The 26,000-nt window shown below is 60.7% G+C and carries 24 protein-coding genes; 9 read left to right on the top strand and 15 right to left on the bottom strand.

The window, feature by feature from the left end; translation table 11 throughout:
* Positions 1 to 2: 2 nt before the first annotated feature.
* On the top strand, positions 3 to 506 hold the full coding sequence (gene rpsI, locus Q1A06_RS03005; protein WP_299558493.1) for a 30S ribosomal protein S9: 504 nt from the start codon (positions 3 to 5) through the stop codon (positions 504 to 506).
* A gap of 118 nt (positions 507 to 624) precedes the next feature.
* Complete coding sequence (locus Q1A06_RS03010) at positions 625 to 1,650, top strand: LLM class flavin-dependent oxidoreductase (protein ID WP_299558495.1); 1,026 nt, start codon at positions 625 to 627, stop codon at positions 1,648 to 1,650.
* Positions 1,651 to 1,675: 25 nt separating this feature from the next.
* Here the strand turns inward: Q1A06_RS03010 and Q1A06_RS03015 are convergent, their stop codons facing one another.
* From Q1A06_RS03015 to Q1A06_RS03045, 7 genes are all read right to left on the bottom strand, one after another.
* Positions 1,676 to 2,293, bottom strand: coding sequence for a TetR/AcrR family transcriptional regulator (locus tag Q1A06_RS03015; RefSeq protein ID WP_299558497.1), 618 nt, complete (start codon positions 2,291 to 2,293; stop codon positions 1,676 to 1,678).
* Entirely contained in the window at positions 2,286 to 3,155 is an 870-nt protein-coding gene (gene ppk2, locus Q1A06_RS03020; protein WP_299558499.1) for a polyphosphate kinase 2, read from the bottom strand. The genes Q1A06_RS03015 and ppk2 overlap by 8 nt, the downstream gene beginning before the upstream one ends.
* A gap of 40 nt (positions 3,156 to 3,195) precedes the next feature.
* Entirely contained in the window at positions 3,196 to 4,164 is a 969-nt protein-coding gene (locus Q1A06_RS03025) for an alpha/beta hydrolase (protein WP_299558501.1), read from the bottom strand.
* A gap of 1 nt (position 4,165) precedes the next feature.
* Positions 4,166 to 5,083, bottom strand: coding sequence for a homoserine O-succinyltransferase (gene metA / locus Q1A06_RS03030; protein ID WP_299558503.1), 918 nt, complete (start codon positions 5,081 to 5,083; stop codon positions 4,166 to 4,168).
* Positions 5,084 to 5,144: 61 nt separating this feature from the next.
* Positions 5,145 to 6,008 carry an ATPase gene (locus Q1A06_RS03035; RefSeq protein WP_299558504.1) on the bottom strand — a complete coding sequence of 288 codons (864 nt, stop codon included), beginning with the start codon at positions 6,006 to 6,008 and terminating at the stop codon, positions 5,145 to 5,147.
* A 29-nt stretch (positions 6,009 to 6,037) separates the two neighbouring features.
* Positions 6,038 to 6,958 carry a DMT family transporter gene (locus tag Q1A06_RS03040; protein WP_299558506.1) on the bottom strand — a complete coding sequence of 307 codons (921 nt, stop codon included), beginning with the start codon at positions 6,956 to 6,958 and terminating at the stop codon, positions 6,038 to 6,040.
* Positions 6,959 to 7,011: 53 nt separating this feature from the next.
* Positions 7,012 to 7,875 carry a DMT family transporter gene (locus tag Q1A06_RS03045; protein WP_299558508.1) on the bottom strand — a complete coding sequence of 288 codons (864 nt, stop codon included), beginning with the start codon at positions 7,873 to 7,875 and terminating at the stop codon, positions 7,012 to 7,014.
* A 390-nt stretch (positions 7,876 to 8,265) separates the two neighbouring features.
* Here Q1A06_RS03045 and Q1A06_RS03050 point away from each other — a divergent pair, with 390 nt between their 5' ends.
* Complete coding sequence (locus Q1A06_RS03050; RefSeq protein WP_299558510.1) at positions 8,266 to 10,128, top strand: heavy metal translocating P-type ATPase; 1,863 nt, start codon at positions 8,266 to 8,268, stop codon at positions 10,126 to 10,128.
* A gap of 213 nt (positions 10,129 to 10,341) precedes the next feature.
* Here Q1A06_RS03050 and Q1A06_RS03055 read toward each other — a convergent pair whose 3' ends face one another.
* Entirely contained in the window at positions 10,342 to 10,743 is a 402-nt protein-coding gene (locus Q1A06_RS03055; RefSeq protein ID WP_299558512.1) for a hypothetical protein, read from the bottom strand.
* Between the two features lie 166 nt (positions 10,744 to 10,909).
* Here Q1A06_RS03055 and ftsH point away from each other — a divergent pair, with 166 nt between their 5' ends.
* Both ftsH and Q1A06_RS03065 read left to right on the top strand, forming a co-directional pair.
* A complete protein-coding gene (gene ftsH / locus Q1A06_RS03060; RefSeq protein ID WP_299558514.1) occupies positions 10,910 to 12,805 on the top strand; it encodes an ATP-dependent zinc metalloprotease FtsH in 1,896 nt (631 codons plus the stop codon).
* Positions 12,806 to 12,899: 94 nt separating this feature from the next.
* Complete coding sequence (locus Q1A06_RS03065) at positions 12,900 to 13,178, top strand: hypothetical protein (protein WP_299558516.1); 279 nt, start codon at positions 12,900 to 12,902, stop codon at positions 13,176 to 13,178.
* 639 nt (positions 13,179 to 13,817) lie between these two features.
* Here Q1A06_RS03065 and Q1A06_RS03070 read toward each other — a convergent pair.
* Together Q1A06_RS03070 and Q1A06_RS03075 are read right to left on the bottom strand one after the other, a co-directional pair.
* A complete protein-coding gene (locus tag Q1A06_RS03070; RefSeq protein WP_299558518.1) occupies positions 13,818 to 14,735 on the bottom strand; it encodes a hypothetical protein in 918 nt (305 codons plus the stop codon).
* A 39-nt stretch (positions 14,736 to 14,774) separates the two neighbouring features.
* Positions 14,775 to 15,461 (bottom strand): hypothetical protein, encoded by a 687-nt coding sequence (locus Q1A06_RS03075; RefSeq protein WP_299558520.1) that lies wholly within the window; start codon positions 15,459 to 15,461, stop codon positions 14,775 to 14,777.
* A gap of 142 nt (positions 15,462 to 15,603) precedes the next feature.
* Here Q1A06_RS03075 and Q1A06_RS03080 point away from each other — a divergent pair, with 142 nt between their 5' ends.
* On the top strand, positions 15,604 to 16,521 hold the full coding sequence (locus Q1A06_RS03080; protein ID WP_299558522.1) for a hypothetical protein: 918 nt from the start codon (positions 15,604 to 15,606) through the stop codon (positions 16,519 to 16,521).
* Positions 16,522 to 16,523: 2 nt separating this feature from the next.
* Here the strand turns inward: Q1A06_RS03080 and Q1A06_RS03085 are convergent, their stop codons facing one another.
* From Q1A06_RS03085 to Q1A06_RS03095, 3 genes are all read right to left on the bottom strand, one after another.
* Positions 16,524 to 17,156 carry a hypothetical protein gene (locus Q1A06_RS03085; RefSeq protein ID WP_299558524.1) on the bottom strand — a complete coding sequence of 211 codons (633 nt, stop codon included), beginning with the start codon at positions 17,154 to 17,156 and terminating at the stop codon, positions 16,524 to 16,526.
* A gap of 32 nt (positions 17,157 to 17,188) precedes the next feature.
* Positions 17,189 to 17,716 carry a hypothetical protein gene (locus tag Q1A06_RS03090; RefSeq protein ID WP_299558526.1) on the bottom strand — a complete coding sequence of 176 codons (528 nt, stop codon included), beginning with the start codon at positions 17,714 to 17,716 and terminating at the stop codon, positions 17,189 to 17,191.
* Positions 17,717 to 17,822: 106 nt separating this feature from the next.
* Positions 17,823 to 18,059: a hypothetical protein gene (locus tag Q1A06_RS03095; RefSeq protein WP_299558528.1), complete on the bottom strand. Its 237-nt coding sequence runs from the start codon at positions 18,057 to 18,059 to the stop codon at positions 17,823 to 17,825.
* A 1,045-nt stretch (positions 18,060 to 19,104) separates the two neighbouring features.
* Between Q1A06_RS03095 and Q1A06_RS03100 the strand changes: the two genes are divergently transcribed.
* The 3 genes from Q1A06_RS03100 to Q1A06_RS03110 all read left to right on the top strand — a co-directional run bounded on the left by Q1A06_RS03100 (position 19,105) and on the right by Q1A06_RS03110 (position 24,622).
* On the top strand, positions 19,105 to 23,241 hold the full coding sequence (locus tag Q1A06_RS03100) for a Hint domain-containing protein (RefSeq protein WP_299558530.1): 4,137 nt from the start codon (positions 19,105 to 19,107) through the stop codon (positions 23,239 to 23,241).
* The gene (locus tag Q1A06_RS03105) at positions 23,238 to 23,444 is read left to right on the top strand and encodes a hypothetical protein (RefSeq protein ID WP_299558532.1); all 207 of its coding nucleotides are present in this window, start codon (positions 23,238 to 23,240) and stop codon (positions 23,442 to 23,444) included. Before Q1A06_RS03100 ends, Q1A06_RS03105 begins: the two co-directional genes overlap by 4 nt.
* Before the next feature lie 119 nt (positions 23,445 to 23,563).
* Positions 23,564 to 24,622 (top strand): Hint domain-containing protein, encoded by a 1,059-nt coding sequence (locus tag Q1A06_RS03110; protein WP_299558534.1) that lies wholly within the window; start codon positions 23,564 to 23,566, stop codon positions 24,620 to 24,622.
* On the opposite strand, the gene Q1A06_RS03115 is transcribed toward Q1A06_RS03110, so the two are convergent.
* A complete protein-coding gene (locus tag Q1A06_RS03115; protein WP_366523483.1) occupies positions 24,615 to 25,220 on the bottom strand; it encodes a nucleotidyltransferase family protein in 606 nt (201 codons plus the stop codon). The genes Q1A06_RS03110 and Q1A06_RS03115 overlap by 8 nt on opposite strands.
* Positions 25,221 to 25,224: 4 nt before the next feature.
* Positions 25,225 to 25,857 carry a glycine cleavage T C-terminal barrel domain-containing protein gene (locus Q1A06_RS03120; RefSeq protein WP_299558537.1) on the bottom strand — a complete coding sequence of 211 codons (633 nt, stop codon included), beginning with the start codon at positions 25,855 to 25,857 and terminating at the stop codon, positions 25,225 to 25,227.
* Between the last annotated feature and the right edge of the window lie 143 nt (positions 25,858 to 26,000).

Raw genomic sequence — 26,000 nt, forward strand, 5'->3', positions numbered from 1 at the left:
GCATGGCTGACGAAATCAAGACACTCGAAGATCTGGCCGACGCCGTGACCGACGATATCGGTGCCGTACAGGGCACACCGGCGGTTGACATGACCCCGCGTGAGCCAGTGCGCGACGATTTGGGTCGGTCCTATGCCACCGGCAAGCGCAAGGATGCGGTCGCCCGCGTCTGGATCAAGCCCGGCTCCGGCAAGGTTGTCGTCAACGGCAAGCCGCAGAACGAATACTTCGCGCGCCCCGTGCTTCAGATGATTCTGGCGCAGCCGTTCGGCATCACCAACACCGAAGGCCAGTTCGACGTGTACGCGACGGTCAAGGGTGGCGGTCTGTCCGGTCAGGCCGGTGCGGTCAAGCACGGCGTCTCCAAGGCGCTGCAGTTGTACGATCCCTCCCTGCGCGGCGCACTGAAAGCGGCTGGCTTCCTGACCCGCGACAGCCGCGTCGTTGAGCGGAAAAAATACGGCAAGGCCAAAGCGCGCAAGAGCTTCCAGTTCTCCAAGCGTTGATCCTTTCGACAGCATTGGAAAGGGCCGCACCGCAGGGTGCGGCCTTTTTCGTTTGGCCGCTCCCTCTTTCACGCCGCGTCAGGCGTACCTATGTTGGGATCAATCAAAGAGGTTTCTCATGAAATATTCCATACTTGATCTATGCCCCGTGCCCGAAGGCCACACTGCCGCGGAGTCCATGCGCAACAGCGCCGATCTTGCACAGCATGTCGAGGCGTTGGGCTATCACCGCTACTGGATGGCGGAGCACCACAACATGCCGGGCATCGCGTCGGCTGCGACATCGGTTTTGCTGGGCCATATCGCGGGCAAGACAACGTCCATCCGCGTCGGCGCCGGGGGCGTCATGTTGCCCAACCATGCCCCGCTGAGCATCGCAGAGCAGTTCGGGACGTTGGCGACGCTTTACGGCGACCGCATAGACCTTGGGCTTGGCCGCGCACCCGGCGGGGATCAGGCGGTATGGCATGCGCTGCGCCGGGGGCGCACGGGCGAGGACAACTTTCCCGCCGAGGTGGCCGAGTTGATGGGCTATCTCGGTGACGCAGACCCCAATGCGCCGGTGCAGGCCCATCCGGGGCAGGGTACGCATGTGCCGATCTGGATCCTGGGGTCCTCACTGTACGGAGCGCAACTGGCGGCGCATTTCGGGCTGCCCTATGCCTTTGCGTCGCATTTCGCGCCTGACGCGCTTGACGATGCCGCATTCATCTACCGCCGCGATTTCAAACCGTCCGCTGCACTGGATGCGCCTAAATTCATGCTGGCCGTGAATGTGATCGGTGCGGATACGGACGATGAGGCCGCCTATCTGCGCACCTCTGTGCAACAGGCGTTCGCACGGCTGCGCACTGGCACGCCCGGCAAGCTCCCAGCGCCTGTCACGGATATCGACGCAGAAATCGGCGCCCCCCTGCGGCGTGGCGTGGATCAGGCGCTGCGCATTTCCGCGACGGGTGCGCCGGAAACCGTGCGCAGGCAATTGGCGGAACTGGTGACGAAATACAAGCCTGACGAACTTATCCTGACGGGTCAGATCCATGACCATGCTGCGCGGAAACGATCGTTCGAAATCGCCGCGCACGCGTTAACGGATCTGTATGGAGAGCCGACCCGGCAGATGGCGGGGGCCTCAGGCCCATAACTTGCCGCTGTTTTTGCGCGCAAACCTAGTTGTCAGGCGCGATCAGCCCCAGACCACGCAGATAGATGCCGATGCCTGTCTCAAGCAGATCTTCGGGCGGAAACGGCGATGCGCGCCCCGGTGAATTGCGTGCGAACAACTCGACCACTCCGTGGCTCATCGCCCAGATGTGCGCCGAGAACATCGACGCGGGCGGGCGCTTGTCCGCTGGAATGTGCTGGCTGAGATCGCCGGCGGCTTTTTCCAGAACGGCATTGGCACGGTTTGCCACGCTGGCAAGTGCGGCCGAGCGGTTGATCGAGATCCCGCTTTCGAACATCGCGATATAATGGCCGGGATAGCGGCGGGCAAAGGCGAGGTAGGCGCGACCCGTGGCCTCGAACGCGGCCAAGGCCGATGGCTGGCCGCTTTGATAGGCATGCTCCATCAGATCTCCGAAAATCTCGTAGCCCTGAAGCGCCGCTTCGGCAATCATATCCTCGCGGCCCTCGAAGTGGCGGTATACGGCTGCGGGCGTCACCCCGGCCTGCTTGGCCGCTTCCGATAGGGTAAATCCCGTCGGGCCCTGCCTTTCGATCAGGTCAAGCGCCGCTTCGACCAATGCCTGACGCAGGTTGCCGTGGTGGTATCCGCGTTTAGGCATCCCAGATCTCGGGGCCACCACAGATCGCTGGATCGATCGGCCCGATCGCCTCGGCGTCCTTGCGGGTATAGTCGAAGTGGTGCAGTACCCGCCGCATCGCATTGAGCCGCGCGCGCCGCTTGTCGTCGGACCGCACAACCGTCCATGGGGCAAAGGCCGTATGTGTGCGCGCCAGCGTGTCCTGGATCGCGGCGGTGTAGGCGTCCCACAGATGCAGCCCCTGCACGTCGATACGGCTCAGCTTCCACTGCTTGAGCGGGTCGCTCTCGCGCGACAGCATTCGGCGCAATTGCTCCGCACGCCCGACGTTGAGCCAGAACTTGAACAGGTGCACGCCGCTTTCTACGATCATCTGCTCGAATGGCTGAACCTGATTGAAAAACCGCGTGTTCTGGTCGGGCGTGCAAAAGCCGAATACCGGCTCGACCACGGCGCGGTTATACCATGAGCGGTCAAAGAAGATCATATCACCGGCGGCGGGCAAATGTTTCACATACCGTTGAAAATACCATTGGCTTGCTTCCGACTCGGTGGGTTTTGACAGCGCCACGATACGCGCGTTTCGCGGATTGAGATTGGTTCGGAACCGCTCGATCGTGCCGCCTTTGCCGGCGGCGTCACGGCCTTCGAACACCATTGCGATGCGGGTGCCGGTTTCGCGGACCCAGGCCTGAAGCTTGACCATTTCGATCTGTAACAGCGCCATTTGTGCGGTGTAGGACTTGCGCCCGAGATGCCGGTCGTGCGGATAGGTCGAGAATAGAATCGTGTGTTTCTTGCCGCCTGCGACAGCCGCGCGTATTTCTTCCGGGGCGTCGTTCTCGTAGTAGGCGCTGATTGCACCGTCAAAGGGCAGCTCCATCTCGGGTCTCCGGGCACTAGGTCTGATGCAATATGCGATGTTAAGGAGCTTTACGCAAACCAGCACGCGCGGCGGCGCGGTCGATCGCGGCGATGGTGGCGTCGGCGGCGACATGATGCGGCATATGGCCGATCCCCGGCAATACCGTCAGCCGCGCCCCGCGTACCTGCTGCGACAGGGGCCTTGAATGGACGTCCACCGGAACGATAGTGTCTGCGTCGCCGTGCACTATTTCGAGGGGTATTTCCAGATCTGCGTACCGCTTGGACATCTTGACGATATGCGGGCGCAGGTGGTTCACCTGCTGCGCATTCGCGCGCATGCTTTCGCGCCGCAGGGCCAATATGTCACCCACATGCTCCACATAGCCGCGCGGTGCGGGCTGCGGCGAAAAGATGCTTTTTACGCTGCTGTCGACGTAGGACTGCGGCACGAACGCAGAGGCCGCGGGCACCACGAGCGCACCGCCTGCCGCAGAGCCCAGCAACGTGTACGTCCATCCCAGATCACCGGGCCAGGGGTTTGAAACCCCCGCCAACATCACGATTCCGGCGGTCCGGTCGGGACGCCCCAGCGCCCATGCCATCGCGACGGCTCCGCCGAATGAATGCCCCAAGACAAGCGGATTGGACACGCCGAGGACATCGGCGGCTTTTTGCAACAACGCCGCCTGTTCCATCGGCGTTTCCGAGCGGCTGTTCCATGGTCCATTTTTCCCCGGCAACCGACCCGTCCAGCCCAGACCGGGCCGGTCGAACATGATCACACGGTAGCGGTCGCTCAGCCGGTCGGCAAAACCGAAGGTCCAGTCGCGCACGTTGCCGCTGGCGCCGTGGATCAACACCAGGTCCGGTCCCGCACCTTGCGTGAGCACATGCACCGGCGTGCCTTCGATATCCAGGATACGGCCCTGCGGAGGATAGTTTTTCGCAGCTGTCGCCTCGCGTGCGGATGCCCGCCATTGAACCGCGACAATGACGGCCAACGCCATCAGAACGAGGACGAGCATGCTAAGTGCCGATTTTCGAAATGTCATAAGGCGTCGATTGATAGATTTCCTGAATCCAGTTGCCGTACAGCAGGTGCGCGTGACTGCGCCAGCGGTTCAGCGGCGGCAACGCGGGGTCGTCGTCGGTATAGTAATTTAGCGGCACGTTGATCGGTGCCCCTGCCGCGACATCACGGTCGTATTCCTGCTTCAGGGTTTCGCGGTCATATTCGAAGTGACTGAAGATATAAAGCGCGCGGTGGGCCGGGTCCTCGACAAGGCAAGGGCCGACCTCGTCGCTGCCCAGAAGTGTGCGCAATCCGTTGGTCGCATCTATTTCAGACTGGCGAATTTCGGTCCAGCGGGACGTGGGAATCACGCAATCATCCGAAAATCCGTTAAGATAGGGCGAGGCCGGTGCGAGGTTCTGATGGCGAAAGCAGCCAAAGGTCTTCGCGTCCAGCAGGTGCTTTCTTACTCCGTGAAAATGATTGATCATCGCCATCCCACCCCAGCAGACGCCCATGGTGGATTGCACATTGGTTTGGGTCCAGTCCATTACCCGCACCAGTTCGTCCCAATAGTTTACTTCTTCGAACGCCAAATGCTCGATCGGCGCACCGGTGATGATCAGGCCGTCGAACTTCTCGTTCCACGCGTCCGACACGGGGCGGTAGAAGCTTTGCATGTGGTCGGCGGCCGTGTTGCGCGTCTCATGGTTTGTCATCCGCAACAGCGACAGCTCGATCTGCAGGGGCGTGGCTCCGATCAGGCGGGCAAACTGGTTTTCCGTCTGAATTTTTTTCGGCATCAGATTCAGGAGCGCGATCCGCAAGGGGCGGATGTCCTGACGGGCGGCCTGATCTTCGTCCATAACACTGACGCCCTCGCGGGTCAGGACGTCATAGGCGGGCAGGGCGGCTGGAATCTTGATGGGCATGTTTTCGGTTCGATCTTTTGGGCATCCGGGACAGCACAGATAGGCTGAATGGTCAGGTCTCTCAAGGTGCCGCAGAGGTTAGCTTGGTGGCGATGAGGTCTTCGAAGTCTTGCGGTCCGCCGATCTGGCGGCAGTCGTCCGGTGTCAGCGTCACACCATGGCGCGCCATCGCGCTATAGCGGGGCTGCCGGTGCGCCAGCGCCTGTGCATAGGTCCAGCGGATGAAAGCGTCCGGATCGACGTCCGCTGCATTGCAGTTGTTTTCGCGCAGGTAATCCACCCAGACACGGGCGAGGAAATCGGGCTGATATGCCATCGGTTTGGGGGCTAGGTCGAACCGGCGTACCAGCTCTTGCGTATGCGCCTCATTGCCCTTGATCCAGACCAAAAGGCACTGTTGCGAGAGTGCTGCGAGCAACGGATCGTCCGGGTCTTGGGGATCGACCCATTCGCAGATCGACCCGCCGGTATCGCAGATGAAATGCGCCAGACCGTAGAGCCGTTCGGCGCGTTCGCGGAAATGGGCCGTGTCGTTCAGCGCGGCCACTTCGGCGGCCCTGAACTGCAACTGCCGGCGGGTGTATTCCGCCATCTCCAGGCCGCCTTTGGCCGGATTGCCCGGTTTGCCCAGATAGGCAGCGACCGCGCGCAGATCATGATCATGTATATTGGGTTCGAGATAGATCAGATCGGCGCGCAACATCTCGGCCAGAAAGGGTTCGCGCATTGCGTGGGCAATCAGGTTGTCCTTGATGTGCGGGTACATCCCGGCCGTGCCGATGCGGTAGTCGATGGAATAGTGAAACCAATCGCCTTCCTGCACCAGCAGCTTGGAAATATGGGTTTTTCCTAGGCCCGACATGCCGAAGAACAGCACCGATTTGCGCGGGGCTTGGCGCCAGCTTTCGGCGTCGGGATACAGCATGGGCAGGCTCCTGTCAGGGTTCGCTCTTGCTAGCGCGCCCGCCTGCGCGGGTCAATCAGCGCCAGCGCGCGCCCGTCGATCACCAGAAGCCCGAGCGCCAGCAATGCAAACCCGCCATAGGCCGCGGGACGCAGCGCCTCGCCCAGGACGATGGCGCCCAGAACGATGGCAATCGGAGCCACCAGCAACGTCACCAGCATCAGATTGCCGCTGCCCGCCAGCGCCAGAACGCGGTAATAGAGCAGATAGGCCAGCGCCGTCGCCGCGAGCGCGTAATATGCGATCGCAATCATCGTGCGTGGTGCGAGATCGAGGCTGATCGGACCGTCGACCATCCACGCAAGCGGGACCATGACCATCGTAGAGGCGCTCAGCATACCGGCGGCGGCGGTTTGCGGTGCAAGCCCAACCAGCATCTTGCGCGCCCAGACCCCGGCAAGCGCGTAGGAAACAGTGCCTCCAAGCACGGCCAGTTGCGCCAGCGCACCCAGGTCGAAGGCGCGCAGGTTCTCCAGTCCGATGGCTGTAGCTACACCGACAAAGCCAATCAGCACACCTGTCGCCCTGCGCGGGCTCAGCCGTTCATCGCTGAGCAGAAGGGATGCGACAAGCACCCCGAAAATGGCCGTCGATGCGTTGAGAATCGAGGTCAGACCGGTCGGGATGTAAAGTTGTCCCCAGGCCATCAGGCTGAACGGGATGGCATTGTTCAAAAGCCCCATCCCCGCAAACCCAATCCAGACCCGCCAGCCCCGTGGCACGGGCAGACCGGTGCCAAGTACCACAGCCCAAAGGACAACGGCAGCCCATCCGACCCGGTGCGCCACCGATGTCAGGACCGGCACTTCGTCGAGCGCAACACGAACCGACAGAAATGAGGCCCCCCACAGGAGCGCCAACGCAAACAGCAAAAGCCAGGCCCGGCCGGAGATGGAACGTTCGGAAGTCATGGCGCCATGTTGCATGGCGCGCGCACGCAGGCGACCCGTTTCGTGCGGTTATCTCAGGTGCGGTTGCGGGTTTCCGACCAGATATTCAGATAATTGGCGATGAATATGATGATAGCACCGACGAAGACCCATACCTCCAGCGGTTCGCCGTAAAGCGCCATCGCGACGATGGCGATCACCGGCAGGCGCGCGAAATCAAGCGGTACGACGATTGTGGCGGGGGCGATGGACAGCGCCTTGGTGAGGCAAAAATGCGCCAGCAGCCCCGCCAATCCGACAAGCACAAGGTAGGGCAGACTTTGGACCGTTGGCCCGGCCACGTCACCGTCATATCCTGCGGCCAACGCTCCGAACAGCAACTGAAGCGTTGTCAGAAAAAACAGGATCGAGGTGATTGTGTTGTCGCGGGTCAACCGCTTTGTCATCATGTTGGTCAGCGCAAAGAACAGCGCCGCCGCCGCTGCTGTGAGCAGACCGATCTGGAACGTATCGACACTGGGGCGTGCGACGACCAGGATGCCGACGAATCCCAACAGTGCTGCCACAGCCCGTATCCGTGTCATGCGCTCGCCCAGCAACACCGGTGCAAGCACAGCGACCCAGAGCGGCGAGGTGAATTCAAGCGCGAAGACCTGTGCGAGAGGCACAACCGCGACCGCGTAGAACCACAGGTTCTGACCGGTGAAATGCAGCAGATTGCGCAGTAGATGACGGCCCATCTGGTCAAACCGGATTTCGCTCCAGCGACCGCCGAGCGCGATGAGCCCGACCACGACGATGACGCCAACGGCACTGCGATAAAGCATGATTTCGAAGGTATCGTAGGCACTGGCGAGTTCGCGGCCCGCGATAGCCATGCACGAAAACGATGCAATTGCGCCTGTCATCCACAGGGCCGCCCGCACGAGGACGTTCACGCGGGTCCTTCCGCAATCACATACATACGCAGATCGTCCTGTTTTGAGGGAGTATCGTGATCATCGGATAAATCAAACTTCGTTTATGGTCGCGTCCGTTGGGCGCGCGCGCACCGTAAGGTTGCGAAGCCACGGGAGGCAATACGGTTTCTCGCAGATCAGCCCTGCGCGAGCAATGGCGTGGCATACGCCGCCTTGCCGTACGCGACGGGCAAATCATTCAACAATGGCGCGGATCTGGTCCGACCGCGTTGGCAAAAACCAGACCATGCTGCATGTGCAAAGCGGACTCGACCCCACAGGCAGGTATCCAATAGAAGAGAAGTTCAGGGGTTTGGATTCCGTCATTGCTCTTCTGACGACCCCCATCCGAATGGGAATCAATAGCGTATGGGACATGCAAACGCCGATCGGTTGAAACAACTTCTGCTGTCGATTGCCTTATTGGGCCTGCTGGCTGGGTCCGGTCTTTATCTGGCCGGAAGGGACCAGCTGGCCGATACCGTGTGGTTTGTCGGGGTGATACCCGTGCTGGCCGCCCTGTTGGTCGAGATTATCCGCAGCCTTCAGCGGGGCGATGTCGGGCTCGATATCGTTGCGGCACTGTCGATGACGGCGGCGCTCGCGTTCGGGGAAACGCTGGCGGCGGCTGTCGTTGCGGTGATGTACTCGGGCGGTACCTTTCTGGAGAACTTCGCCGAAGGGCGCGCACGCCGTGAAATGCACGATCTGCTGTCGCGGGTGCCGCGAACCGCGACACGGCACCGGAACGGTGGCCTTGAAGAAGTGCCGCTGGATGAAATAGAACCCGGCGACCTGCTGCTGATCCGGCAGGGCGATGTCGCCCCGGTGGACGGGACGATCGCATCCGATGAGGCGTTTCTCGACACATCCGCATTGACCGGTGAATCGTTGCCCGTGCAGCTGTCGCGCGGGGCCGAAGCGATGAGCGGGTCCACCAACGCCGGCGCGCCATTCGATCTGATCGCCACCCGCCCTGCGGCCCAGAGCACCTATGCGGGAATAGTGCGTCTGGTCGAAGAGGCGCAACGATCGAAGGCACCGATGGCGCGGTTGGCGGACCGCTGGTCACTGGGTTTCCTGGCGGTGACGGTGTTGATCGCGACTGCCGCATGGTGGTTCACCGGTGATCCGATCCGGGCCGTTGCGGTCCTTGTGGTGGCAACGCCCTGTCCGCTGATCCTGGCGGTTCCCGTGGCCCTGGTCGCCGGGTTGTCGCGGGCCGCGCATTACGGCGTCCTGATCAAGGGGGCCGGACCGCTGGAGACGATGGCGCGGGTTCAGACCCTGATCCTCGACAAGACCGGCACGCTGACGGACGGGCGTCCGCAGATCGTCGAAATCGACTGCGCTGCGCGTTGGAAAGCAGACGATATTCTGCGCTTCGCGGCCGCCCTGGACCAAGCATCGAAACATCCCGTCGCGCAGGCTGTCGTCGCCGCTGCGCAGACGCGGGATCTGACGCTGCCGGTCCCTTCGCAGGTGGTCGAGTTCGCGGGCGAGGGCGTTTGCGGATCCGTCGACGGGCACGATGTGGTCGTGGGCGGCGAGGACTTCGTACGCGCGCGTGTGGCACCTGCTGCAGACGCACCACCGACCCGCACCGCGGGCGCGGTACTGGTGGCCGTGGCGGTCGACGGACAGTGGGCGGGACATCTCGTCATGGTCGATCCGCTGCGCCTTGGCACGAGAGAGATGCTGGGGGCTCTGCGCAAAGGCGGGATCGCCAGAATACTGTTGGCAACCGGCGACCGCGCGGATGTCGCCGAGCGGGTCACCGCAGGTCTTGGCCTGGACGGTTTGCGTTCCGGGCTGACACCGGATCAAAAGGTGCTTTTGGTGTTGAGCGAGCGCAAGAACGGACCCGTGATGATGGTCGGAGACGGTGTCAACGATGCGCCGGCGCTTGCTGCGGCGGATGTGGGCGTGGCGATGGGCGCACGGGGTGCGGCGGCCTCCGCCGAGGCGGCGGATGTTGTGCTGTTGGTCGACCGCGTTGACCGGCTTGGTCCGGGGATCGAGATCGCGCGGCGCGCCCGGGCCATCGCCGTGCAAAGCGTCGTGGCTGGCATCGGTCTGTCCGTCGCCGGTATGATCGCTGCGGCTTTCGGATACCTGACCCCGGTTCAAGGCGCGCTGGCGCAGGAAATCATCGACGTGGCGGTTATCCTGAACGCCCTGCGCGCCCTGCGCATCGCCCCCGACGATCCCGACGCGCGGGAACCCAGTTGACGACGTCGGTCTGGGGCAGCGGAGCGATGCGCCGGTCTGTGAGTGACGCCACCAAGCACCGGCAAATCGGACCCTTGATCAACGGCAGCACTTAGAATGGCCCGTGCCGAAGTGCGCTTGTCAGCGTGCAGTATACGTACATCGGCATCCGGGCCGTGAAGGGAAAGATAGCCGGCAAGGGTCTCACAGCCCAGTTCGGTCACGTCTTTCTCGCTAGCGATGATGGTGGTCGCGGCCTTCGGACGCGCCATCAGAGGCAATGCCGCCGCCACTGCGCGCGCGGAGGCGGCGGAATTTTTCCATGGCAAGGTGATATTGGTGGCCGATGTCTTCAGCGGATCTATTGGTGACACGACCGAAAGTCGCCTGTGTGTGTGTGATGCCTGTCTCCAAGCTGTTGCATCTTCGCAAACAAAACTTCCACGCCATAGCTCCGAAGGCTGTCCAGGCAGACAACCCGGGTGCCGCCGGCTCTGTCACACAGAGTACTTCCACCAGCGCCCTGAAGGCTTCTGCGTAACTCAGCGCAACGCCAAATACCGGTCCGTCAAGGTTCCCCGGATCGTGAGGGTCGTATCGGCCGCTCATCGGGACGCCGATCTTGCGCAGTTTCATCGGATGTTGCTTCTTGTCGATAATCCTTTCGGCAATGAACCGGCACGGTGCGCGTTGATTTGCATCAAGGCGCTCGAATGCGATCGGGTGCAGGTTCCACGGTGTGGATGCCCGGTCCGCTGTGGCTATCGAACGGCGGCGGGTGTTCCGAGCACGGAGAGCAGACATGAGCAATCAATCCGATCCGGCGGGCCCGCAGAAGTTCGAGAGGTATTTGGTGCCCCTGCTGATCGGTCTTGCAGTTTTCATTTTTCTGTCCTCGCAGTTCCCGATTGGCGCAAATGATCCCCGAACGGTGACCTACACCGAAGTCAAATCCCGCATCGAGCGTGGTGATGTCAGCGCAGCGACGCTAGAGACAAACGCGATTGTCGTCGAGTTGCGCAATCCAACCGATACCGGGCAGGACAGGCTGCGCGCCATCACACCGCAGCAAACCGATCCTGAGCTGTTGCCGCTTCTCGAAGAGGCGGGTGTCACCATCACCGCCGAAGAGCCGCAATCCCCGTCCGTGCTGCTCGCGTTCCTGCCGTGGATTGCGATCGTTGCCTTCTATCTCTGGCTCAGCCGTCGGATGACGGGCGGCGGAATGGGCGGCGGCCTGCCGGGAGGCCTGGGTGATTTCATGGACGGGCGCGCATCAAAGCCTACGGAACCCACCCGCAAGATCACCTTTGCGGACGTTGCCGGGCAGGACACAGCCAAACGCGAGGTGTCCGAACTGGTGGAATTCCTGCGCGATCCCGACCGGTTCCAGCGTGTCGGCGCGACGGTGCCGCACGGGGTGCTGCTGATGGGGCCACCGGGTACCGGCAAGACATTACTCGCGCGCGCGCTGGCAGGCGAGGCGGATGTGCCGTTCTTTTCCACCTCCGGATCAGAGTTCATCGAGGTATTCGTTGGCGTCGGCGCGGGCCGCGTACGCAAAATGTTCGAGGAGGCGCGCAAGAAGGCCCCAGCCATCATCTTTATCGACGAGTTGGACAGCATCGGACGCACCCGCGGCACCGGTCTGGGCGGTGGCCACGACGAGCGCGAACAGACCCTTAATCAGATTCTCGCTGAACTCGACGGCTTTACCGCCCGCGAAGCGGTCGTGGTGCTGGCCGCGACCAACCGTCCGGATGTTCTGGACCCGGCGCTGCTGCGGCCCGGGCGATTCGACCGGCACGTTACGCTGTCCTTGCCCGACAAGGTGGCGCGGAGGGCCATCCTTGATGTTCACGCCAAGAACCTGCCAATGTGTGCGGATGTCGATCTGGATCAGGTTGCGGCCGGCACGCCCGGATTTTCCGGCGCGGACCTGAAAAACCTGTTGAACGAGGCGGCAATTACAGCCGCGCGGCGGTCGGGGTCCGATATCGCCCCCGCCGATCTGGATGAAGCGCGCGACAAGGTGATGATGGGCACCCTGCGTACACTCGCGATACAGCCCGACGAAAAGCACCGTCTTGCCGTGCACGAGGCAGGCCACACCGCTGCGGCGTATTATGATCCCGATGCAGATCCGCTTTACAAGGTCACAATCATACCGCGAGGCCGTAGCCTTGGCAGCACCCATACGCTGCCGGAAAATGAACGCCATACGCTGCCCGAAGCTTATCTGCGGGGCCAGCTGACCACCCTGTTGGCGGGGCGGGCCGCCGAAAAACGGCTGCTGGGATCTGTCAGTTCCGGAGCCGATGACGATATTCGTCGGGCTACTGCATTGGCGCGCTCGATGGTGGCACGCTGGGGGATGGATCCCGATATCGGCCCGGTGGACCTGCGCGACAGTGACGAACACCCTTTTCTGGGGCAACAGATGGCCCAGCCTCGCGGGTTCGCCGACGAGACCGCCGGCCGTGTTGACCGGTCGGTCATGGCCTTGTTGCAGGCTGCGGAAACACAGGCCACTGCTTTGATCGACGCCCACCGCGACCAGATCCGAATGCTGGTTGCGCGGCTGGAAGCCGAAGAAACACTGGATCTGGTCCAGATCAGGGAATGTCTGGACGAGGACCGGAAAGTACGGCCCTTCGTGGCACCGGGCAAAGCCGCCGATCCCGAGACGGCCAGGTGATACAGCCCGCGGTGGGGCCGGTTTGGGCGGGGGTCCGTTGACCATGGCGCGTACTGTCCCGGAACCGTAGCAGCACCTTTGCGAAAGGCTGATCATGCCAAACCCCGGCCTCAGTTTTCACAGCGCTGCCCGGTCCGTTGCAGGTTCCTGTTTTCGGCTGGAGACGGATCACGGTCAGATTCTGATCAATCGCGATGGATTCCAGGGGGCGAAAAGTGAAGAGGAGTTGTACTTGCACGCTTTTTCCTTTGATCCGCAGAAGGAAACGGCAATAGATTCTCAGCCTGCGTACATCGACTATTCCGCTCTGTTGCCCAGACGAATGCGTGAAAGCTTCCCGGACCGCGTCGATTCAGGGGGTGCCGAGAAATGATTTTGCCGGTGTAGTGCTCCCCGACTGCGTCCATATTCAGTTAATCTAGGTCGTGCAATAGAGGCGCCATAGAGCTTGTCGACTGCCTCAACGCCCGCCGGCCGCTGCGCCGCGACTGGGTGCTATCCTCGACGTGGCCAAAGTGTGCCGACCGATTCTTGATGAGAGTTTCGAGTTGACCGCGCATGGTGCGAACCATCTTTCCATTCCGACGCCGCCCCGCCCGTCGGCGGACCGGGTGGTCAGGTTGGACTGGCACAACGACGGTCGTTCGACTTCAACGAAGCGTTGCTCAGCAGCGCCGATGAAAAATTACGTGACTTACTGAAGCGCAGGCTGAACGACGAGCAGGACACGGGACGCCGCCGCTACAAGACGGTGCGGTATCGTCGTCTCTGGCTCGAGGTATGCTGATTGCAGCGCCTAAAGCCGCACGATGATTTAAGGCGATTCTCGACGGATCTACTATAAATTCGGTAATCATAGACTGAGATTTTCAGCCGGATTACAGTCAAAGAGCTCTTAGGTGGTCTAAACTATTGAGATCATGTCGATCTTCATACGGTGGCCACCACTGCAAGTGGATATTCGTCCCCCCATCTGCGCGGGTCTCGGAGAGATAACCCTTGCGTCATATCTTTACGGGTTCTCAGCATCTGTCGGCTGTTCATCTGTCTTCGAACCGCGAGATTTTGCCGCAGATCCGGCGGAGCCCGGGATGATCTGGCTTATCGAGGCCAGAACCGAAAAGATGACTGCCATCGCCAGCAGCAAAGGGCTGGAAATCGCCACGTCGACCCAATCGGGTTCAATCAAAACAGGTTGATCCAGGCCGAAATGACGGACCGACAGAGCCGTATTCCCAAGCTCAGAGATCATCGTAACTGCAAAACCACCTTGCTCGGCGGGAATGACATGGCCGTAGACTTTCGCGGGCGTTCCGTCCGCGACGATCGCGACTTTGGATCCGGTCGAAAGCTCACCTGACTTCACCACTTCGGTCAGCGACCGAAAGAAAGAAGTAACGACACCGGCCTCCCGTGCCTCCCACCGGCCATCATGCAGGAAATTCGCAGTACCCACCTGCATGTCCTGTCCGACAATGACCGATGCCCGAAAGGTCAAGGCGCCGGTATCGCGCCAGGCGGCCCTGGACATGATGAGCACACCATTCGGCGCGTTTGCCATCCCGCCGGGTTCGACAATAGCGATCTCAAGACCTCCGTCATCGCGGCTGTAGAGATTGACAACGGTATTTTCTGACCAGTTCAGGATCCACTCGCGCGCGGAGCCTTTCGGCGAAGACGCCTGACCGCAGGTCGCATCAGGTATCAGAGACGGTGCATCCAGCGGTTCGCACAGGAGAGCATTCGGCAATCGCCATATGTTCTGTCCTTCACTGAATGAAATCTGCATCCCACCGGTCCGGGCTTCGACCAGAAAACTCCGGCTCGAGCCAAAGATGATCAGGGACAAGAACAAGGTGACGACGATCAGAACGAAAAACGGCAGCGACCGGCGATACAAATACGTGCGGCCGTGCGCCAGAAACCTCATGTTCTTGATCCCGTCCCCGAATTGCCCATGCATCTGCGATCAGTCGCCAGGAAACCAGAGGATGATCGAAGTCGGCGGCACAGCCTTGCCTTTGACGATCCGCAATAATTGAACCTCGGTCGCACCGGCGGCGTGCACGTTTGCAAGCGGGCATCGGGTGTCGTAGGCGGATCGCCCATCGAGCGTCACTGGATCGCAGCGAACCGGTATCGTTGAATCCCCCACATAGGCGAACACCGCGTCCGCCTGGAACGAGTTGACCAGAATGGCGGCGGATGCGCCATCTCCTCTGTTCCACCGGGCCATTGCGGCCTCTTCAGCCTGATGATCGCAACCGCCCCGCGACAGGCGGACTCCGATCGCGTCTTGCCGGACCTGCCGAAGTTTGTCGTTGTACCGTGTAGGATAGGGCAATTCGGCCTGCCCACCCTGCCAATCACCGGAGACCTGATACTCATTTGTCGCTTCATAAAGCCCGTCCACCGCGACGACCCGCGCACAGACGGTTTCTCCGGCCCAGGCTGACGGTATGTGGGCTTCCATTGTAATCGCATCCGCCGAAAGCCCCTGTTGCTGGACACCGGTGATCAGGCTTCCGGAAATTCGAGCCGACGGAAGCACTTCTTCATGAAACGGATCAGTTGCAAGCCGAAGCGTTTCCGCCTTCAATGGCGCGGCGGACAGAACAGCCAAGAGAAGAATTGTGCCGATGAAACGACGAAACATTCTGAAAATCCTTTTCTGCATTCTTACTTTATCGACAATCTCCGGAATTTCCAGTCTCGCGACTGCGCAATCTGTCCGTATCCAGAACGGTTTGGGACAGTGGGGATACGGTTGGATGTTCAATCACGCCGGAAACTGTTACGTGGCCCTCCCCGCCCATGTAGCCGGTCCGTTGCCAAAAGTCACAGTCGCGACGGCTGCTCCGGTAGTCAGTGATCAGGCAACTGTCCAGAAACCGTTCTGGGAAGGGGTCGACCTGGCTGTCGCGGTCATGGATCGCGGTGCGCTGAGCGAACGGTGCACCGCATCGCTGAGCGATTTGGAGCCCACGCGACGGACGCGCGGTGCCGCAGAAGCGCTGCTACTGCGCATCACGCCCCTGGGCGAGGAAGAACGTCTGCCGGTCCGCGTGCTCGAACGGGGCTATCTTTCATTTACCGGCGAGATTGCTGATGGGGGAGACGTGATCGGGCAGGGGACGTCGGGCGCGTTTGCCTTTTCCGGCGCCAGGCCAATCGGCATGGCAATCACCTCCGACGACCCGTCGCGCGCGCTGTTCATGCGGGCCGAGGAAATCGCCATCAACCTCGGACGCTACCTCTCGGATCAGGGGAATGCCTTTCGCGTCGCACAACCTGCTGCCAATGTCCCGATCCGGGCCTCCGAAGGGCTGCCGATCCGACAGGTTATCGCCAATTCGCCCCCGACGCTGCCGCAGTTTGCGCCCGAAAACCTGCTTGGTGACGGGTTCTATGTCACGCGACCCTCGGGCATGATCGAGATCACGCTGAGGTTGGGGGGCGCAGGCCCGAATGCTGTTCACCGCGTACGGCTGACCGCCCCCACGGAGGGATACGCGATACCGCGGGCCATTGCCGTGTACCTCGATGCGGGAGAAGACGGCGACCGGTTCAGGTTCTGGACCCAGGGTCAAATGACCCCTGACGGCGCGTTCGATACCGGGCCGCTAGCACCGCGCAACGCGAGATGGGTGCGTCTGGTCCTGCGCAGCGCCTGGAGCGAAGGGGATGTTGGGCTCGACAGTCTCACTGTAGAATAAGGTCAGTCGCTCAGCCTCAGCGTTGTCGGAAAGCTTCCAGTCACATTTGCGACGGAAGTTGCGCCGGTCAGCGACCCATCTTCGGAGAAAAAAAGGTTGCTGCGGGTGAAGTAATTCTTGTTGCTCTCATTGACTTTCGTGATCGAGAGGCCGGTCGGGCTGACGTCAATGGCACACCGTTCCGAACCTGTCCGAAGAAAGCAGTTCTGATCTGGATCGAACGTGCCGACATTTACTGAATACGTCGCAGCTCCGTTCGGTAACACGGTGCCACTTGTCGCATATCTGAAATACTCCTCGAACTTCTCGTCCGCGCCTTGAGAGGCATCAACCTTTAGCAGCAGGGTGGGCCGGGACCGCAAAAACCCCAGAACGGCCGTACGCCGTATTTCCGGCATCGCCGACTGCAAACCGAAATCCACCGCACTCTGCATCAGATGCGGCTCGCCACTCTCGATCATCAACTCCATCGCCGCCATCGACCGAACCGGGTCGGGATCGTTCAACAAGGCCTGAATGGGATCAAACGCCGCTGCACGCTTGTCGACGAGCGCTTTCAACTCATTCGGTGTCAGCGCCACGGCAGACGTACCGATACTCAGCGCGGCCAAAACGGGTAACAATCTTTTCATCATCGTATTCCTTTGTTTTCCAACATCGCAGTCGCTCAGTCGAGCAGCTGAATCCTGATCGGATAGCGGTCGTTGCTGACAAGAACGCTGCCGATCAAATTGCCGTCTTCCGATACGGTTACCGCGCCACGAAAAGAATAGTTGAAGTCGCCGTGCAGGAAGATGCCGTTTGCATTCACCGTGGCCGCGCACTCATCCTTGTCGGCCATCAAGGTGCACTCCTTGGCGTCGTCATACTGTCCGAGCTGCCAACGCGCATGGATCATCCCATCGTCGGTAAATGTGCCGCCCATTCTTCTGCCGATATCCTTCATACCGGGAGAAAGACCGTCGGAACCATCGAAAGTAACAAGCAGGCGCGGGGACGTGCGCAGGTATGCTTCAAACGCCGCGGTCCGCACCGCCTCATTCGCGGACAGCAGCCCATGCTCTAGCGCGATGTCGATCAGCTCCCTGTCTCCACTTTCCATCATGATACGCATTGCGCCGACGCTGCGGGCAGGATCGGGGTCGTTCAACAGGCTGGCATAGGGATTGGGCGTCGCCGCCTGTTCGTCGAGCATCCTTGCGATGTCTTCGGGTGACAGCGATTGCGCATGTGCGAAGACAGGCAAGATGAAGACGGCAAGTGCCGAGATGAAATTAGGTCTCATGGGGTCTTTCCCTCAATTAATTGATTGTCTCTATGATTTTAGGCGAAGACGCGGCCAGCCGGTAAACAGTAGCCTGTTCCGGGACGGAGCCGCCTTCGCCAATCTGTAAATTTGCTTTCATAAATATCGGATCAGCAGTCTGGATGAAGTCACTTTCTGTATTCACGATGATCGCGCATTGTGCTTCGAAACTAGGAGACCGCGCCCCAGCGGGCAAAGCGAGGCAGGCAAGAACGGCGATAAAACGATACACGATTATTCCTCTGGATGCTTAGGAAGGATGTCTCGACATGTTTGCTACGGTCAACATGAAAATACTTACGCGACAACAATGCTTCATAATGCACAGTTGGCCCTCTCTGTGATGATCTGAGAGACTTTGGACGCGGCATTCGCAGAGAACAGAACCTCCACGACGCGGGTCCGGCCTTGTGTAAAACCTGTTCAGAAGGGTTTTCCGATGGTCCCTGAAACTGGTGGAGAGAGGACCACGTATGCGGGGCGATTCGTCACAACGTGGCACGGCCGGACCTGTTTTCACCTCCAGTGCAGTGGTTCAGGCAAGATTGTTTCAGCTCCGTGACGGCAGAAACCGAAGAATTCCTGCCGGGCCGGACCGTGGCTCGCGCTCGCGTCGCGGGCCACATTGTTGCAATTGTAGAAACAGTTTAAGCGCGCGATTCAACCATGCCGAGAAGCCGTTAGTGCGAGTACCATGATTCATGGATGCGCCGAAGATGCATCCGAAAAGGTATTGGAAACAATGGCCTCACACCAAGGCGTTCGGAATTGCGAACTGCTAGTACGGTAAACGGGAGCTTTCATAAGCTGTGACACTTTTTTGCCATTTTTCCCTTTGTCTGGTGCAGTTGCTTGGCTATCTATGGTTTTGCCCACTGGGGGGCGACGATTAATGGTCTCGGGGGCGGCCGCACAAGGACTGCATCGGCGGATGCGGAAGAGGTGTATGGGCCGCATGTTTGCGACTGATACGATAGAAATGCGGCGCGCAAAACGCGTTTCGCAGTGCGGCATCCAATGCCGTTTTCTCTTTCTCTCCAGAATTTCGCCGTGCTGCGTGCGCGCCGCTTCGTGCCTGTTTGGGTGTCGCTGCGCGGGGATGAACGAATTTTTACGGAGACGACCAGTTGAAACCAGTCAGGAACGGCAGCACACCGATTTGTACCGACGTGACAAGACCCTTTCGCGTGCACCGCGGCCCGGATTACCCAGTTTCCATCTCTTCGAAATCGGCCGCAGTACGCGCCGCAGGCAACGGCGCATAGGAGCCTTTCAGGATGATCAGAACAATCGATTTCAACGCGCTTGTCACGGGCGAGACAGTCACCGATCAGTACCGGGCCGAAGGCGTGCGCATTTCAGCCGTCGCGAACGGAGCCGGCACAGATACGGCGATGGTGTTCGACACCAACGCACCCTCTGGAGGGGATGACGATCTCGCCACGCGCAATCTCGACAACGTGCTTATCATCTCCGGGGACGCAGATGCCGGCGACCCGGACAGCAATGAGACGGGCGGCACGGTTACATTCGATTTCACCGGGCTGGTCACGGTCAAGTCGCTGACTTTCCTCGATCTTGATGAGCCTGCGCGTTTGTTTTTTTACGGCGCGGACGGATCCGTCATCAACGAGCAATTCGTGCCCGCAAACGGCAATAATGGCCAGAGCGTCGTTCAGCTTTCGGTCGAGGGGGTCGACCGCATGAAGGTCGTCACCACGGACTCCGCCGCACTCGACAATCTGGTGTTCCGCGATGATGCGGTCGAGCCACCCGTCGGTAACGGGATCGTATCGAGCGATGATGATGACGATTTCATCGATCTGGGGTATACCGGCGATCCTGAAGGCGACCGGATAGACAACGGCGACGCGCTGATCGCGGGCGAGGCGCCCGACGATGACATCGTGGATGCCAATGGCGGCGATGATACCGTGTTCGCACTTGACGGGGACGATGATGTCTACGCCGGAGCGGGCGACGACCTTGTCCATGGCGGCAACGGCGATGACCTGATTTATGGCGACCGCACGCTGGCCGATGGTGACACGCCCGGCGAGTCCGTGCGCGAAAGTTTCAACTGGAGCGAGGAAGGCTTTGCCGACGGAGAGACCGTAACCGGATTTATTCAGAACACCGGTACGACGAATGTGACGTTCTCGACACTGGGCGCCACGCCCAAGGCCTCGACGACCTATGCCACAGAAGTGACCAAGGTAGATGGGATCGACGGCGGCACAGAGACGGTGAGCAGCACAAGCTCTCTTGAGAGCGAAACGCGCCTTGACGGGCAAAACGCAAGCTATGCGCTGGCTTTCGATAGCGCCGTCTACGATGTCGCGTTCAACGTCAGTGACGTAGACGGGGACAGCAATGTGCGTGTTTCCGCCTTCGACGCAGACGGCAACTCTGCCGAAGTATCGCTGACTGCCGGTGGCGGCCTGACGCTGAGCGATAGCGACAGTGTGGCCGGCACTGAGACCGCAAACAGCGACGGCGGCTACGCCGATGCGTACAGCCCATTCTATGCGGTTGGCGTCGCCATCGCGGGACCGGTCTCGCGGGTCGTGATCGAGCATGCGCAGGACGGTACCGGCAATACGAACATCAATATTTCGGACGTTTTCTTTACAACCGGCGGTGACGATGCCTTCCCGGGCGGCAATGACGCGCTTTCCGGCGAGGCGGGTGACGACAGCATCTATGGTGAAGGCGGAAACGACACGATCACCGGCGGCGTGGGCGACGACCTGTTGTCGGGCGGCACCGGAAGCGATTCCATTACCGGCGGCGCAGGCGCGGACGCCATCAGTGGCGGCGCGGATGCGGACACGATCCTCGGTGGCACGGACGGTGACGTCGTGGACGGCGGCACGGACGGTATTGATCTCGACACGCTCGACCTCTCCGGCAGCGGTCCGCTGCGCGTCGTGAATGAGACGACGGATGCGGACGGCGATTCGACGTCCGGCACCATCGAATTCCTCGACAGCGCCGGCGGCGGCGCAGGGTCGATGACCTTCGCCGAGATCGAAAACCTGATCCTGCCCGAAAATGCGGCGCCAGTGGCCGAAGACGACACGGCCCGCACCGACGAAGAGACTGAAGTGACAATTTCCGTGCTGGCAAACGACAGCGACCCGGAGGGTGATCCGCTCAGCGTGACGGGGGCGAGCAGTGCGAATGGCGAGGCGGTTGTCAACGCCGACGGCACCGTGACCTTCACGCCCGCCGCAGGCTTCAACGGCGATGCGGTGATCAACTACACGATCACAGACGGCAACGGCGGGTTCGACGATGCAGTCGTGAACGTGACCGTTGATCCTGCCGCATCCGGCAACACACCGCCCGTCACTACGAACGATACGGCGATCACCAACCAGGGCGCTCCGGTGGTGATTGAGGTTCTGGCCAACGACAGCGATCCGGACGGCGACACGCTGACCGTGCACACCGCGACCAGCCCGGACGGCGATGTCGCCCTCAATGACGATGGGACGATCACCTTTACACCGGCGGCGGACTTCAACGGATCTGCTGAGATCACCTATGCCGCGTCGGACGGAAACGGCGGCGAGACACCGGGCACGGTAACCGTGACCGTCCGCGACGGGATCGTTTCCGGTACGAACGATGGCGATCTGATCGATGCGGATTATACGGGCGATCCCGAAGGAGATGTCGTCGATGGCGAAGACGCATTTCTTCCCGGTGAGGCACCGAACGACGATATCATTCAGGCGGGCGGTGGCAATGATACCGTTGTCGCAGGAGACGGAAACGACGATGTCACCGGCGGTGCGGGCGATGATCTGATCGAGACCGGAAATGGCGACGTGCTGCCTGATATCGGGTATCCCGGCGCGTTCGACCCCGATCCAACCCCGGATGACGACCGCGACAGCGTTGATGGCGGGGCGGGCAACGACACGATCCGCACCGGCAATGACCGCGACACCGTCGCCGGTGGCGAAGGGGATGACGAGATTAACGCAGGTATCGACGATGACGACGTGCAGGGCAACGGTGGCGACGACCGCATCGTCGGCGGCGAAGGCAACGACAGCATCCTTGGTGGTGCGGGTGCCGATACGATCTATGCGGGCAACGATCCCGAAGAGATTCCCGACGGCCTCGACATCGAGAACGACGGTTCCGACCCGCTCGGCGCCGATCTGCGTCCTGGCAACGGTCGCGATTCCGTCAACGGCGGTGCGGGGGACGATGTCGTCTTCGGTGCCGATGACGACGATCTGTTGACGGGCGGGTCGGGCAATGACTTCATCGATGGCGAGATCGACAATGACACTATCCTGGGTGGTTTGGGTGCCGACACGCTGATCGGCGGTCAGGGTAATGACAGCCTCGAAGGCGGTCTTGGCACCGACATGCTGGAAGGGGGCATCGGCAACGATACGCTGCGCGGGAACCGTGACGACGATACGCTGCACGGCGGCGACGGCGATGATCTGCTCGACGGTGGCGGCCAGAACGACAGCCTGTCAGGTGATGACGGCAACGATACGCTTGAAGGCGCGACCGGCAACGACACGCTGGACGGGGGCGCGGGCAACGACGAGATGATCGGCGGTGCCGACCGCGACTTATTTTTGGGCGTCAATGCGGGTGACGTCGTGGACGGGTCCGAGACCGGGGACGACTTTGACTGCCTTGATCTCACAGGGTCCAAGCCTGACGGAGGACAGCTTGAGATCCTGCCGGATCCGGCGGAACCGTCGAACCCGGAGAACGGGATCGTCCAGTATTTCAACGCGGACGGGTCAGATGCGGGCCAGCTGATCTTCTCGAACATCGAGAAAGTCATTCCTTGCTTCACGCCCGGCACACATATCGCAACAGCCAAGGGCGAGGTGAAGGTCGAAAACCTCAAGGTCGGCGACCGGATCATCACCCGCGACAACGGCATGCAACAGATCCGCTGGATCGGCGCGCGAGAAATGTCCGGCACTGAACTGGCGGCGAAAGCGCACTTGCGCCCGGTCCTGATCCGCGCGGGCGCGCTTGGAAACGGGTTGCCGGAGCGGGACATGATGGTATCGCCGAACCACCGCGTTCTGGTGGCGAATGACAAGACGGCGCTCTATTTCGAAGAGCGCGAGGTTCTGGTCGCGGCGAAGCATCTGACCGATGTTGAGGGAATCGACGTTGTTGACGTGTCGCACACCACCTACATTCACATCATGTTCGACCAGCATGAGGTAATCCTGTCGGACGGCACATGGAGCGAGAGCTTTCAGCCGGGCGACATGTCACTGGCAGGTGTCGGCGATGGGCAACGTGACGAGATCCTGGAATTGTTTCCCGAGCTTGCCACGCGCGAAGGCGTTGATGCCTACGCGGCCGCGCGCCGGTCCCTGAAGAAACACGAGGCCAAGCTGATTGTGAAGAAATGAGCGGGCCACATCTTTCAAGAATTGGCCTCTGCGGACGCCGCGTGATGACTACGAAGTGTCTTTGCAACCAAACGGAATATGCGGCGCATCCGGGGCTAGTGATCGTGGATGACAAGGAAAGCGAAGCCTATGAAGGCATCACTTTTTCATCTATTGTCGCAAAAACGGACCCAATCTACGAATCTATTGCAGATTGTCCGTAAGTTCATGAATTTTAAGGCTAATTTAAGACATTTCTTGGCCCTCATGAATTATGGTGCTATAAACTTAACGAGTCTCTTACCCACGCACTGACCCTGCGTTTATACCCGGAGCTGGCAAAATGGCGAATTTGAACGGTACTGATGACGGCGATGACATTCGCGGAACTGACGAAGATGATGTAATTGCTACTGGCGCCGGAAACGATACGATTTCCGCCGGTGCCGGTGACGACGATATCTTTGGCGGCGATGGCGACGATGTGATCGACGGCGGTGATGGAAACGATCTGATCAATGGCGGGGCAGGTGCCGACACCATGTCCGGTGGCGCTGGCGCGGACATCTTCTATAACCTCACACCCGGAGACGTCGTCGACGGGGGCGAAGGCGGCCCGGTTGATTATGACAGTCTGAATCCCATGAAATCCAACTCGCCGGGTGGCCGGTACGAGGTCGTTCTCGACAGCGACAATCCCGAGAATGGCACTGTCGATTATTTCGGTGCCGACGGTGAAGACGAAGGCAGCGTTACCTTCAAAAACATCGAAATGATCGTCGAGGAAAGAGGCGAGCCCGAAAAGCCGCCGGTTGTGCCCTGTTTCACCCCCGGTACGCGGATCGCGACGCCGCGTGGCGAAGTCAACGTGGAGGATCTCAAGGTTGGGGACCGGGTCATCACCCGCGACAACGGGCTGCAGACGATTCGCTGGATCGGTGCGCGCACGATGTCGGTCGCCGAACTTGCGCAGAACCTGCATCTGGCCCCGGTCCGCATCCGGCAAGGCGCGCTTGGCAACGATCTGCCGGAGCGTGATATGATGGTATCTCCGAACCACCGGATGCTCGTCGCCAACGACAAGACCGCGCTTTATTTCGAAGAGCGCGAGGTTCTCGTCGCGGCAAAGCACCTGACAGGCTTGGCTGGCGTTGATGTGGTCGAAACGGTGGAAACCACATATATCCACCTGATGTTCGACCAACACGAGGTTATCCTGTCCGACGGCACCTGGAGCGAAAGCTTTCAGCCCGGTCTGCAGACCCTTGCGGGAATTGGTAATGCGCAGCGGACAGAAATATTCGAGCTTTTCCCGGAGCTTGCAACGGAAGAAGGCGTCGAGCGCTACGCGGCCGCGCGCCGCAGCATGAAGCGGCACGAGGCGGCCTTGCTGCTCAAGTAAAACGCCGGTTCGCGCGCCACGCGGCCCATGCTTCGGGCGTGTCGAGATCGGTGCGTGCATGATTGCCGGGCAGCGGGACCCAGACGGTCTGCGACCGCAGTTGCCTGACAATGTCGCGCGCGCCGGTGTCGCCCCGCAGGGCACGCAGATGGGGCCAGATGTCCGATCTGAAGACGATCGGATGGCCGGGTTCGCCGGTCGCTGTGGTCGCGCGCCAGATTTTCGAGTCTGTGTTCAGGTCGACAGCGTCAAGGACGCGGCGCAAATCCGCCCGCGTCAGGTCTGGCATATCGGCAAGCACGATCATCACCGCGTGCGCGGTGGCAGGAAGTGCGCCGAGCCCTGCCGCGATACTCGCATTCATCCCGCTCGCGGCGTCGGGGACCTCCACGATCCTTGCATTCAGATCGGCAATGGCCCCGGCGCGCGGATGCGGGCAGGGTGGAAGGGTTACAAAGACGGGCGCTTGGGTCACGGCCAGCGCATTCTGAACGGTGCGCCGCAACAAGGCCGTACCGTCCACATCTTCCAACAATTTGTCGCGCCCCTGCATCCGGCGGGCTGAGCCGGCTGCAAGGATAAGGATCGGAACCATCATAGCGCTAACCTCGCACGCGCGCGCCGTCCGCGTCAAAAGGCGGGTGTGTGATCAGCCTTGCGGGCCGCCTTTTACCCAGGATTTCGATTGCAACCATCAGCCCATCGTTGGCCAAACATAGGGGGTACCCTGGCGCAGTGGATTTACCGCTGTGGTGCGATAATCGGCCCGACCTGCAGAAGCCTACGACCACTCCGTCGTGCCAGACCGGCTCGTAGCCCAGTGCTCTAGCGTCCAACGCCGCGACCCCGAACTTTGCAAGGTTGCGTGCCGGACCGTTTGCGCGCTCCTGCTCTGCGGCGTTGCGTCCGATGAACGCAGTCGTTTTGCTGGAACAGATAAATCGGTCCAGACCCGTTTCGTTGGCGGTATCGTTGGGGGCGTAGTCCAGCAGCCAAGCGCCGAAGAATTTGGCGAGACACAGTGACATCATCCTCCCCATCCCGAACGGGCTGAGACCAACGGACAGTCCGGTCTTCCATGAGGACTTCCAGAGCAGTCTTTGCGCCATCGCGTCACAGTAAATCCCGCACCCCGGATCGTCGGTATAGCAGAGCCGACAGATCAGACGTTTCACCGGCCCTACGTCCATCCGCTGGCGCACACCGTCTTTGAGGAACCGGGTAAACCACCGCATAGGCAGACAATTCTTTGTTTTCCATAGCTCTCGATCACTTTCCGCAGCCTATAGTCCGGGCCGAATTTTGTCGAAATCATCGGGGCGTTCCGATAGCATTACGTCGCGCTACCCCAGTTTGCACGCGTGGTTGTATTCATGGC

Origin of the sequence: uncultured Sulfitobacter sp. (assembly GCF_947497275.1) — a bacterium.
In the GTDB taxonomy this organism is placed as follows: domain Bacteria; phylum Pseudomonadota; class Alphaproteobacteria; order Rhodobacterales; family Rhodobacteraceae; genus Sulfitobacter.

Excerpts from the sequence above, each read along its gene's own strand:
- Q1A06_RS03025 (WP_299558501.1), bottom strand. The coding sequence starts at position 4,164 with ATGCTCGTCCTCGTTCTGATGGCGTTGGCCGTCATTGTCGCGGTTCAA.
- Q1A06_RS03070 (WP_299558518.1), bottom strand. The coding sequence starts at position 14,735 with ATGAGGTTTCTGGCGCACGGCCGCACGTATTTGTATCGCCGGTCGCTG.
- rpsI (WP_299558493.1), top strand. The coding sequence starts at position 3 with ATGGCTGACGAAATCAAGACACTCGAAGATCTGGCCGACGCCGTGACC.
- Q1A06_RS03010 (WP_299558495.1), top strand. The coding sequence starts at position 625 with ATGAAATATTCCATACTTGATCTATGCCCCGTGCCCGAAGGCCACACT.
- Q1A06_RS03040 (WP_299558506.1), bottom strand. The coding sequence starts at position 6,958 with ATGACTTCCGAACGTTCCATCTCCGGCCGGGCCTGGCTTTTGCTGTTT.
- Q1A06_RS03105 (WP_299558532.1), top strand. The coding sequence starts at position 23,238 with ATGAGCGGGCCACATCTTTCAAGAATTGGCCTCTGCGGACGCCGCGTG.
- Q1A06_RS03090 (WP_299558526.1), bottom strand. The coding sequence starts at position 17,716 with ATGCTCGACGAACAGGCGGCGACGCCCAATCCCTATGCCAGCCTGTTG.
- Q1A06_RS03050 (WP_299558510.1), top strand. The coding sequence starts at position 8,266 with ATGGGACATGCAAACGCCGATCGGTTGAAACAACTTCTGCTGTCGATT.
- metA (WP_299558503.1), bottom strand. The coding sequence starts at position 5,083 with ATGCCCATCAAGATTCCAGCCGCCCTGCCCGCCTATGACGTCCTGACC.
- Q1A06_RS03110 (WP_299558534.1), top strand. The coding sequence starts at position 23,564 with ATGGCGAATTTGAACGGTACTGATGACGGCGATGACATTCGCGGAACT.
- Q1A06_RS03100 (WP_299558530.1), top strand. The coding sequence starts at position 19,105 with ATGATCAGAACAATCGATTTCAACGCGCTTGTCACGGGCGAGACAGTC.
- Q1A06_RS03075 (WP_299558520.1), bottom strand. The coding sequence starts at position 15,461 with ATGTTTCGTCGTTTCATCGGCACAATTCTTCTCTTGGCTGTTCTGTCC.
- Q1A06_RS03085 (WP_299558524.1), bottom strand. The coding sequence starts at position 17,156 with ATGATGAAAAGATTGTTACCCGTTTTGGCCGCGCTGAGTATCGGTACG.
- ppk2 (WP_299558499.1), bottom strand. The coding sequence starts at position 3,155 with ATGGAGCTGCCCTTTGACGGTGCAATCAGCGCCTACTACGAGAACGAC.
- Q1A06_RS03115 (WP_366523483.1), bottom strand. The coding sequence starts at position 25,220 with ATGATGGTTCCGATCCTTATCCTTGCAGCCGGCTCAGCCCGCCGGATG.
- Q1A06_RS03055 (WP_299558512.1), bottom strand. The coding sequence starts at position 10,743 with ATGAAACTGCGCAAGATCGGCGTCCCGATGAGCGGCCGATACGACCCT.
- Q1A06_RS03015 (WP_299558497.1), bottom strand. The coding sequence starts at position 2,293 with ATGCCTAAACGCGGATACCACCACGGCAACCTGCGTCAGGCATTGGTC.
- Q1A06_RS03035 (WP_299558504.1), bottom strand. The coding sequence starts at position 6,008 with ATGCTGTATCCCGACGCCGAAAGCTGGCGCCAAGCCCCGCGCAAATCG.
- Q1A06_RS03065 (WP_299558516.1), top strand. The coding sequence starts at position 12,900 with ATGCCAAACCCCGGCCTCAGTTTTCACAGCGCTGCCCGGTCCGTTGCA.
- Q1A06_RS03120 (WP_299558537.1), bottom strand. The coding sequence starts at position 25,857 with ATGCGGTGGTTTACCCGGTTCCTCAAAGACGGTGTGCGCCAGCGGATG.
- ftsH (WP_299558514.1), top strand. The coding sequence starts at position 10,910 with ATGAGCAATCAATCCGATCCGGCGGGCCCGCAGAAGTTCGAGAGGTAT.